This window comes from Neisseria sp. P0001.S005, assembly GCF_051963715.1.
The window spans coordinates 1-10,806 of record NZ_JBQCTZ010000121.1 but is presented as its reverse complement, the minus strand read 5'-3'; the positions used below and the strand labels follow the sequence as shown (position 1 = coordinate 10,806).

Sequence of the window (10,806 nt, the reverse complement as noted above, 5' to 3'; positions counted from 1 at the left end):
TTAATGTTCCGCATATTCAATACAGAAAACATCGACGCATTCATACAGAAAAACTTTTCCGCCCATGGCTGCCAAGTCAAATACAACGCCAATATCAGCAGAAAATGGCTGCCGCGCCCTACGCTTATTTTAAAAGATCTCAGCCTTTCATCTTCCGAACCAGACACGCCGACGCTGAGCATTGCCGAGTCCAAAATGGGCTTTGGCTGGAGCAGCCTATGGTCAGACGCCCCCATTCTTGAAAAATGGATTCTTTCCAATCCGTCGCTGACGCTGGGTCCCAAAAACCACCTGCCTGCCTGCCTGCAACAAAACCATGCATCAAAAGAAAGCTTCCAGCTCAACCGCATCATCATCAATAGCGGCAGCATACGCTATCACAATAAAGAGCAAGATATTGTCTTAAACGATCTGCAATTTTCCCTGCGCAGAGCAGATTCAGACGGCCGTCCATTCGATATCAGCGGCACACTGCAAAACATAGGCAACCCCATCAGTTGGCAAGGCATTGGACATCTTGTACAAGATGATGCCGGCTGGAGCGTTCCCGCCCTCAAATTAAACCTGCAAACCGTATTGCTCAAAAACAAGCTGGATGCCCAAATCGCAGGCAGCCTTAATTGGCAAAACCAAACCGCCCTTTTCCGCGACTTCAATCTGCAAGCCGAAAGCGACTATCAAAACTTGCATATCAACGCACGTTCGCCCCTCTTGCAATTCAAAAACGGTTATTTGCACCTCAACACACTCAACGGCGCATTGACCGCCGGCAGTGAAAACAACCAATGGGACGGTTCATTCAAACTGGACAAAGCCAACCTCTATCCAACCGTTTTGACCGCCGCCAATTTTGAACTCAAAGGCAGCCATAAAAACGACCGCCTCCAAACCAACTTTACCTTTTCCAGCCCGTTGGTTTGGCAAAAAGGCAAAGGCATCGATGCACCCAAACTGCACCTCAGCACCCTGCAAGACACCATCAACCGTCTTCCCCGCCCCCGATTTATCAGTACACTCGAAGGACAGGCCAATTTCAGCCTCAATACATGGGAAGGCCGTCTGAAAGGCGCATTTGACAGACAAGCCCTTGCCTTGGCCTTTAAATACCAACGCGATACCCAACCGCGTCCGCACCTTGACGCCGGTATCGCCTTACAAAAACTCAATCTGACCCCTTACTTGGAAGATCTGAAAACCCAGCCACCACTAAACCTTCCTTCCCTGCTGGCCAAATCCTGGTTGCCCGATATTGAGGCCAACCTCCAAATCGGCAGCATTCAAACCGCCGGCCTGCAATTAGAAAACATCGAATCCCTGCTCACCGCCGATAAAGAACATATCGCCCTGCACCGTTTCAAAGCCGGGCTTTATGGCGGCAAAACCGAGGGCGGCCTGAGTATTGCGGCGACCCAACCTGCTTCCTACCACCTTCAGCAAAACGCAAAAGGCATACAAATTCAGCCGCTGCTGCAAGACCTGTTCGGTTTCCACAGCTTCAGCGGCAGCGGCGACGCCGTTATCGACATTAAAACCACCGGTAACGACCGCGCCCAAATGATACAAGCCCTAAACGGCAGCCTGTTCCTCGATATTACCAACGGCGCATGGCACGGCATTGATATGGACAGCATTCTGAAAAACGGCATTTCTTCGGAAAAAATCGACAACAGCAACCTCAAAACCCCTTTCCATCATTTCACCCTCAATAGCGAAATCGAGAAAGGCATCAGCCATCATATCAACACCGAACTGTTTTCCGACAGCCTGCACGTTGTCAGCAGCGGCTATACCGATTTGAATACCCAAAAGCTATCGGAAAACCTGCTTATCAGCAACGTACTGCAACCTAAAAACAAACCGATTCCCCTAAAAATCGGCGGAACCGTACAAAACCCTTCCATTACCCTCGACTACAGCCGCTTGACCAATGGCATGAACACGCCTGCAGAAAAACAAAAAGCCCTGCAAGAAACCATACAAGAACAATGGAAGTGGCTCAAACCACGCTAGGTTTTCAAGTCAAAGGCCGTCTGAAACCCCAAAAGTTTCAGACGGCCTTTTAACAGATGCCTTGTCAGAATAAGATGTTTACTGAGGAATGACCATATACACAATCAGTGCAACAATAATGGCAAACCATATCGCCAACATTATCAAGCCTTTTTTGGAGAGTTTTCTTTTTCTCCAATCGAGCCTCAATATTTCTATCGTCCCCTCAAACATAGACTCAATTATTTCCATCAATATTTGAAGTAGAAATTCCAATAAATCCGACATCTACAAACCCAAACTCTCCCAAATCTCATCGATTTTGGCAGTAACAGCAGGGTCTTTTTTGATCACACGCCCCCATTCGCGGTCGGTTTCTCCCGGCCATTTGTTGGTCGCATCCAACCCCATTTTGCCGCCGAGTCCGCTGACGGGGCTGGCGAAGTCGAGGTAGTCAATAGGCGTGTTTTCTACCAAAACGGTGTCGCGTACTGGGTCCATGCGCGTGGTTACCGCCCAGATGACTTCTTTCCAGTCGCGTACATCCACATCGTCATCGACCACGATGATGAATTTGGTGTACATAAACTGGCGCAGGAACGACCAGCAGCCCATCATCACGCGCTTGGCGTGTCCGGCGTATTGTTTTTTCATGCTGACCACCGCCATGCGGTAGGAGCAACCTTCGGGCGGCAGGTAGAAATCGGTGATTTCGGGGAACTGCTTTTGCAAAAGCGGTACGAACACTTCATTCAACGCCACGCCCAAAACGGCGGGTTCATCGGGCGGTTTGCCCGTGTAGGTGGAATGGTAAATCGGGTTTTCACGCATGGTAATGCGCTCGACCGTAAACACAGGGAAATGGTCCTGCTCGTTGTAATAGCCGGTGTGGTCGCCGTATGGGCCTTCCAACGCGGTTTCATTTGGATGAATCACGCCTTCCAATACGATTTCTGCACGGGCAGGCACTTGCAAATCGTTGCCGATACATTTCACCAGCTCCGTCCGCGAGCCGCGCAGCAGTCCGGCAAACTGATATTCGCTCAAAGTATCGGGAACAGGCGTTACCGCTCCGAGAATAGTAGCAGGGTCACAACCGAGCACGACGGCGACAGGATACGGCGTATCGGGATTAAGTTTGCGGAATTCCTGATAATCCAGCGCGCCGCCGCGATGTGACAGCCAGCGCATAATCAGCTTGTTTTTGCCGATGAGTTGTTGGCGGTAAATGCCTAAGTTTTGGCGTTTTTTGTGCGGACCGCGCGTGACGGTCAAACCCCATGTTACCAGCGGCGCAACGTCTTCCGGCCAGCAATGCTGAATCGGAAGTTTATACAAATCAACGTCTTCACCTTCCCATACGATTTCCTGACACGGCGCGTTTTTCACCACGTTCGGCGCCATGCTCCAAATGTCTTTCAGCAGCGGCAGTTTGGAAAACGCGTCTTTAATGCCTTTGGGCGGTTCGGGTTCTTTCAAATACGCCAGCGTCTGCCCGATTTCGCGCAGCTTGGACACGCTGTCCGCACCCATGCCCATCGCCACACGTTCGGGCGTGCCGAACAGATTCGCCAACACGGGATAATCGTAGCGCGTACCGTCGGGCTTAATCGGGTTTTCAAACAGCAACGCCGGCCCTTCGGCGCGCAGCACGCGGTCGGCAATTTCGGTCATTTCCAAATGCGGCGACACCGGATGCTGAATGCGCTTGAGTTTGCCATCGGCTTCCAATCCGGCGATAAATTCTCGCAAATCTCTGTATTTCATGATTTCATTTTCCTGAACAGGCCGTCTGAAAGCAGACCGCCATTTCGGGTTTGAAAGATAAACCAGCGGCTATTGTACCTGCCAAATCTGTTCAAATCCCAACTTTCCACGTCCGAATTTTGAGATTTTTTGCAAACTACCGTCAAATTTAAACAATATCTGCTTGTGATTGCTTTCAGACGGCCTTATCTTTGGTAAAATTCCGACTTAATCCAGTCATCAATCAATATTTATCGTGGGACGGCGGCCATGTTTGCAATTTTAGAATCTTTTTTCGTTGAATACGGCTATGCGGCCGTGTTTTTCGTTTTGGTTATTTGCGGCTTCGGCGTGCCGATTCCTGAAGATTTGACGCTGGTAACCGGCGGCGTGATTTCCGGCCTGGGTTATACCAACTCTCATATTATGTTTCTTGTCGGCATGCTCGGCGTATTGGCCGGTGACGGCTTTATGTTTGCGGCCGGCCGGATTTGGGGGCAAAAAATCCTTAAATTCAAACCGATTGCACGTGTGATGACGCCCAAACGCTATGCCCAAGTACAGGAAAAATTCGACAAATACGGCAACTGGGTTTTATTCGTCGCCCGTTTCCTGCCCGGCCTGCGTACCGCTGTTTTCGTGACCGCCGGCATCAGCCGTAAGGTTTCCTACCTGCGCTTTATCCTGATGGACGGCTTGGCCGCGCTGATTTCTGTTCCGGTTTGGATTTATCTGGGCGAATACGGCGCACGCAATACCGACTGGCTAATGAAAAAAATGCACAGCCTGCAATCCGGTATCTTTACCGTACTGGGCATTGGTGCAGTTATTGTCGGCTGGATTTGGTGGAGAAAACACCGCCGCCACACCTTCTTCCGTGAAAAACTGCACGAAAAACGCGCTGCAAAAGCCAAAAAACAAGCCAATCAATAAACCATTCCAGGCCGTCTGAAACACTTTCCCGCTTTCAGACGGCCTCAATCATTCATCAGAAACACCATGAAACAAAAAATCTTCGTCCTCTACACCGGCGGCACCATCGGCATGACCCAAAGCAGCGCCGGCCTGCGTCCCGATACCGCACTCGTCGATAAAGCCCTTGCTCCCTTTTCAGACAGCCTTGATTTCGAATGGCACGTTTGTCAGCCGCTCATCGATTCTTCCGCGGTAACGCTGCAAAACCAACGCAACTGGCTGGAGCTTATTATCGCCAAACTGCCTGACTATGACGGCATTTTGGTGCTACACGGCACGGATACCATGGCATACACTGCCAATCTCTTCGCCCTAGCGCTGCAAAGTTTGGACAAACCTATTATCCTGACCGGCTCACAATGGCCTTACGATGCCGCAAACAGCGATGCGCCGCACAACCTTGCCATCTCCGTTTCCGCCTTCTCGCTCAAACTCAAACAAGTGGCGATTGCCTTTGACGGCAAGCTCTTCCCAGCCATCGGCAGCAGCAAGGTCAGCACCGAAACCGCCGCAGGTTTTGACAACCTGCATTTTGGCGCGCTTGCCGAATGGGAGAAAAACAAAGGTTGGCACAATATCCGTACCGCCCCGACCCAACATTCAGACGGCCTCGAACCGCGTCTTCCATCCCCCAAAGCAAAAGTTTCCGTCCGCACGCTGATTCCCGGTTATGCCGCGCAAGAACTTTCAGACGGCCTGCCCCATCTTTCCACCCAAGCCCTGATTCTGCAAAGCTACGGCCACGGCAATGCGCCGAGCGACGATGCGTTTGTCCGAGCCGTCCAAGCCTTTACGCAACAAGGCAAATTGCTGCTCAACATCAGCCAAGTGCCGCAAGGTTGCGCCGCTGCCGTTTATGCCCAAGGCGATGCTTTGCGTCAGGCAGGCATTATTAATGGCGGCAAATGCAACCTTGAAACCGCCACTGCGCTGATGACCCTTGCCGTATCCCATGACTGGAATGCGGATAAGGTGCAACAAGAATTGCGACAATTAAATCTGCTGTAAACCGCCATTTAACATGACTTTTACCGATACCCACTGTCATCTTGCCGACCCTAAACTTGCCAACACGCTGCCTACCGTGCTTGCCGAAGCGCAAGCCGTCGGCGTAGCGCGTTTTATCGTACCGGCAACATCTCCCAAGGATTGGCAGGAAGTTGCGCAGTTGGAAAGGCCGTCTGAAAATATCCATATCGCTTTGGGCATTCACCCATGGTTTTCAGACGGCCTCAACGAAGCGGTATTCCAAGAGTTAGAGTCCGAATTAATCCGGCATCCTCAAGCATGGGTTGGCGAAATCGGCTTGGATTTTTATGGCAAAGAGCAAACCCAAGCACAACGCGACACGCAGACCGACGTCTTTATCCGCCAACTCATCCTCGCCCAAAACCTCAACCGCCGCGTCATCATCCATAATCTGAAAGCTACCGCCGCCATTGCCGCCGCCGTTAAAACCGCCGGTTTCACACAAGGCGGTATCGTTCACGCCTTCTCCGGCAGCGTAGAAGAAGCACAGATTTTGGTGAAACTCGGCTTCAAAATCGGCATAGGCTCGCTGCTACTCAATCCCAATGCAAAAAAAGTCCGTGCCGCCTTACAAGCTTTAAACGACACGGATTTCGTTCTCGAAACCGACAGCCCTTTTATGCTCGGCCATGAAACCAATACACCAGCCAACATCCGACGTATCGCCGAAATTGCCGCCGAATTGCGCGGCATACCGCTGACACAACTGGCTGAAATCACCGAGCAAAACGTGGATTCCCTGCTCCATACTTCCCCTTAATATGCCGACCTCAAAGCATCAAAAAGCCTTGCCCTGCCATTTCGTTTCCAAACCGACACACTCTGCCTTTCCTACCCCATATTCATGAATAAAAAGCGATACAAGGCCGTCTGAAAAAATGTTTTTAGCACAAAATATCGCTAATTCCCCTATTTCAGCTTTTTCAAACCGTATTTTCCCCTTGATTGATAAAAAGTATTACGCATATTATTGGGCAAACTTTTTATTTACGTTAAAATATGCTTTTTTTTGATAATAAGGCCGTCTGAAACAGGCGGAAAATACTTATGGCAGAACAACATACACACTCCTCTACCTGGCAGAGCAAAATTAATGCCCTCGGCCCTGGCATCATGATGGCTTCGGCAGCGGTCGGTGGCTCGCACCTGATTGCCTCCACGCAGGCAGGTGCGCTTTACGGCTGGCAGCTTGCGCTGATCATTATTCTGACCAATCTCTTTAAATACCCGTTTTTCCGCTTCAGCGCACATTACACACTGGACACGGGCAAAAGCCTGATTGAAGGCTATGCCGAAAAAAGCCGCGTTTATTTGTGGGTATTTTTGATTTTGTGTATTGCATCGGCAACGATTAACGCGGGTGCGGTTGCCATCGTTACCGCCGCCATCGTCAAAATGGCAATCCCATCACTGACTCTCGATACCGGTATAGTGTCCGCCCTGATCATGGCTTCCTGCCTGCTGATTCTGGCAAGCGGCCGCTATAAAGCGTTGGACAACGTTTCCAAAATCATCATCGTCAGCCTGACTATTGCCACCGTTGCCGCGGCAGCCGTTGCCATGTCTCGCGGTATGCAGATGAAGCCCGACTTTATCGAGCCCACCCCTTGGACGCTGACCGGCTTGGGCTTCTTAATCGCGCTGATGGGCTGGATGCCTGCGCCGATTGAAATTTCCGCCATCAACTCTTTGTGGGTAACCGAAAAACAACGCATCAACCCTTCCAGCTACCGCGACGGTATTTTCGACTTCAACGTCGGCTACATTACCAGCGCGATTTTGGCGGTCGTTTTCCTCGCCTTGGGTGCATATGTACAATACGGCAACGGCGAGGAAGTACAAATGGCGGGCGGCAAATATGTTGGCCAACTGATTAATATGTACGCCGTGACCATCGGCGAATGGTCGCGTCCGCTGGTGGCATTTATCGCCTTCGCCTGCATGTACGGCACCACCATTACCGTAGTGGACGGCTACGCACGCGCGATTGCCGAACCGGTACGCCTGCTGCGCGGTAAAGACAAAACCGGCAACGTCGAACTGTTTGCTTGGAACGTCTGGGTTGCAGGCTCAGGCTTGGCCGTGATTTTCTGGTTCAACAGCGCAATGGCAGATCTGCTCAAATTCGCCATGATTACCGCCTTCGTTTCAGCCCCTGTGTTCGCTTGGCTGAACTACCGCCTCGTCAAAGGCGACAAACGCCACAAACTGACCATGGGCATGAACTTCCTTGCCATCCTCGGCTTGATTTACCTGACCGGATTTACCGTTTTGTTCCTGCTGAACCAAACAGGCATCTTGGCTGCGCCTAAATAAGCCCATACTAAAAAAGGCCGTCTGAAACTCAAAAACAGGTTTCAGACGGCCTTTCCAATCAATCATATCTTTTTGAATTTTCATTCAAACCCATTATAATGACTCCTTATTTCGCCGTTGCAGACCACTCGACGGCATCCGTATTTTGGAAAATTTATGAAGCCGTCTATTTTAGAAAAACTACAACAACTCAGCGACCGACTGGAAGAAGTCACCCACCTGCTCGGTCAGCCTGAAGCCACGTCCGACATGGACAACTACCGCAAACTCACACGTGAACACGCCGAACTGACCCCCGTTGTCGAAGTCTTCCAAAACTACCAGCTGGCGCAAAGCGACTTGGCAGATGCCGAAGAAATGCTGTCCGACCCTGAAATGAAAGACTTTGCCGCCGAAGAAATCGAAGCGGCAAAAGCCAAAATCGACGAACTCGATACCGAATTGCAAAAACTGCTGCTGCCCAAAGATGCCGACGACGACAAAAATATCTTTATCGAGGTACGCGCCGGAACGGGCGGCGACGAAGCCGCGCTGTTTGCAGGCGATTTGCTGCGTATGTACAGCCGCTACGCCGAGCGCAACCGCTGGCAGGTCGAAATCGTTTCCGCCAATGAAAGCGAATTGGGCGGCTATAAAGAAGTCATCGCCCGCATTATCGGCTTGGGCGCATACAGCCGTCTGAAATTTGAATCCGGCGGCCACCGCGTGCAACGCGTCCCTGCTACCGAAAGCCAAGGCCGTATCCACACCTCCGCCTGTACCGTTGCCGTCATGCCCGAAGCGGACGAACTCGAAGACATCGAATTGAACCCCGCCGACCTGCGCATCGACACCTTCCGTGCATCCGGCGCGGGCGGTCAGCACATCAACAAAACCGACTCCGCCGTCCGTATTACCCACTTGCCGACAGGCATGGTGGTCGAATGCCAAGACGGCCGCAGCCAACACGCCAACAAAGCGCAAGCGATGAAAGTCCTCGCTGCCCGCCTGAACGACGCGCAAAAACGCGAAGCACAAGCCAAAGAAGCCGCCGAACGCAAATCCCTGATCGGCAGCGGCGACCGCAGCGAACGCATCCGCACCTACAACTACCCACAAGGCCGCGTTACCGACCACCGCATCAACCTTACCCTGCACAAACTGGATTTTGTGATGGACGGCGATTTAGAAGAAATCACCAATGCCCTGATTGCCGAGCATCAAGCCGAGCTTTTGGCAGCAATGGGGGATTGATGAATTTGGTCCATTGCGTTTATACTTTTCAGACGGCCTGATGACATATGTTAATATGGCCATGTATATGTTATCCCGAAGTGATAAATGCAGCACCAGCTGCGCCACAGCAACACCCTTCTACAATCACCGAATGAGAGGACACAAAATGGCAAAAATCCTGATCGCACCGGTATCTGCTGGTCTGAGCGCCGATGCAGCGGCAAAAGCATTTGCAGCAGCATTAAATGCGCAAGTTTTCCAAGCCGTTGACCCTGCTGCCGAAACCCTGTTGGCTCAAGGCAAAAGCGACGATTGGTTTGACGCACTTGTCGGTAAAGTTGCAGCATTGAATGCAGACAATCTCGTTATCGAAGGCATCACTCCTGATGCGGACAAATTGTTCTTGGCAGGCAAAAACGTTGAGTTGGCGCTGTCTTTGGATGCAGGCGTTGTATTGGCGCTGAAATCCGATAACACCGATGCAGCCGCCGTTGCCCAACAATTAAACCTTGCTAAACAGCTCTACACCAACTCTCCAGGCTTATTGGAAGGTTTCATCATTGACGGCGCAGCCGTAGCTTTAGGCGCACAAGTTGCCGAGCAAACCGGCCTGACTTTCTTCGGCTCCAGCGACAAACTGCAAGACGTATCCGCTTTGGCCAAACGTGAAGCCAAACGCCTGTCTCCAGCCCAATTCCGTTACAACCTGATCGACTTTGCCCGCAAAGCCGATATGCGCATCGTTCTGCCTGAAGGCGCAGAACCGCGCACCGTCGCCGCTGCCGCTATCTGTCACGAAAAAGGCATCGCCCGTTGCGTACTGTTGGCGACCCGCGAAGAAGTTGAGGCCGTAGCTAAAGAACGCGGCATCAACCTGCCTGATTCTTTGGAAATCATCGATCCTGCTTCTTTGGTTGAGCAATACGTCGAGCCGATGTGCGAATTGCGCAAATCCAAAGGCCTGACTCCTGAAGACGCACGCAAACAGCTGCAAGACACTGTCGTACTGGGTACCATGATGATGGCTCAAAACGACGTAGACGGTTTGGTTTCCGGTGCAGTCCACACTACTGCCAACACCATCCGCCCTGCCCTGCAACTGATTAAAACCGCCCCGGGTGCAAGCCTCGTATCCAGCGTATTCTTCATGTTGCTGCCTAACCAAGTTTTAGCTTTCGGCGACTGCGCGGTTAACCCGAACCCAACTCCGGAACAACTGGCCGATATCGCCATCCAATCTGCCGACAGCGCCAAAGCTTTCGGTATCGATCCAAAAGTAGCCATGATTTCCTACTCTACCATCAACTCAGGCAGCGGCCCTGATGTCGATGCAGTAATCGAAGCAACCAAACTGGCTAATGAAAAACGCCCTGATTTGGCCATCGAAGGTCCGTTGCAATACGATGCGGCCACCGTTCCATCTATCGGCCAATCCAAAGCTCCAGGCAGCGCTGTTGCCGGTCAAGCAACCGTTTTGGTTTTCCCAGACCTCAACACCGGCAACTGTACTTACAAAGCCGTACAACGCAGCGCCAA

General features: G+C 51.5%; 8 protein-coding genes. 7 read left to right on the top strand and 1 reads right to left on the bottom strand.

Annotated features, from left to right (window positions below; genetic code table 11):
* A partial coding sequence (locus ACTHSP_RS13525; RefSeq protein ID WP_440346270.1) for an AsmA family protein occupies positions 1-2,010 on the top strand: 2,010 nt, incomplete at its 5' end.
* 267 nt (positions 2,011-2,277) lie between these two features.
* Here the strand turns inward: ACTHSP_RS13525 and ubiD are convergent.
* Positions 2,278-3,756, bottom strand: coding sequence for a 4-hydroxy-3-polyprenylbenzoate decarboxylase (ubiD, locus tag ACTHSP_RS13520; protein ID WP_371464644.1), 1,479 nt, complete (start codon positions 3,754-3,756; stop codon positions 2,278-2,280).
* 249 nt (positions 3,757-4,005) lie between these two features.
* On the opposite strand from ubiD, the gene ACTHSP_RS13515 reads away from it, so the two are divergent.
* The 6 genes from ACTHSP_RS13515 to pta all read left to right on the top strand — a co-directional run.
* Complete coding sequence (locus tag ACTHSP_RS13515; protein WP_107858116.1) at positions 4,006-4,668, top strand: DedA family protein; 663 nt, start codon at positions 4,006-4,008, stop codon at positions 4,666-4,668.
* A 66-nt stretch (positions 4,669-4,734) separates the two neighbouring features.
* A complete protein-coding gene (locus tag ACTHSP_RS13510) occupies positions 4,735-5,718 on the top strand; it encodes an asparaginase (RefSeq protein ID WP_440346269.1) in 984 nt (327 codons plus the stop codon).
* A gap of 13 nt (positions 5,719-5,731) precedes the next feature.
* The gene (locus ACTHSP_RS13505; protein WP_154954254.1) at positions 5,732-6,499 is read left to right on the top strand and encodes a TatD family hydrolase; all 768 of its coding nucleotides are present in this window, start codon (positions 5,732-5,734) and stop codon (positions 6,497-6,499) included.
* A 287-nt stretch (positions 6,500-6,786) separates the two neighbouring features.
* Positions 6,787-8,055 carry an NRAMP family divalent metal transporter gene (locus ACTHSP_RS13500; RefSeq protein ID WP_440346268.1) on the top strand — a complete coding sequence of 423 codons (1,269 nt, stop codon included), beginning with the start codon at positions 6,787-6,789 and terminating at the stop codon, positions 8,053-8,055.
* A 156-nt stretch (positions 8,056-8,211) separates the two neighbouring features.
* Positions 8,212-9,288, top strand: coding sequence for a peptide chain release factor 1 (gene prfA, locus ACTHSP_RS13495; protein ID WP_049329850.1), 1,077 nt, complete (start codon positions 8,212-8,214; stop codon positions 9,286-9,288).
* Between the two features lie 148 nt (positions 9,289-9,436).
* Positions 9,437-10,806: phosphate acetyltransferase (gene pta / locus ACTHSP_RS13490; protein ID WP_440346267.1), on the top strand; the 1,370-nt coding region annotated here is incomplete at its 3' end.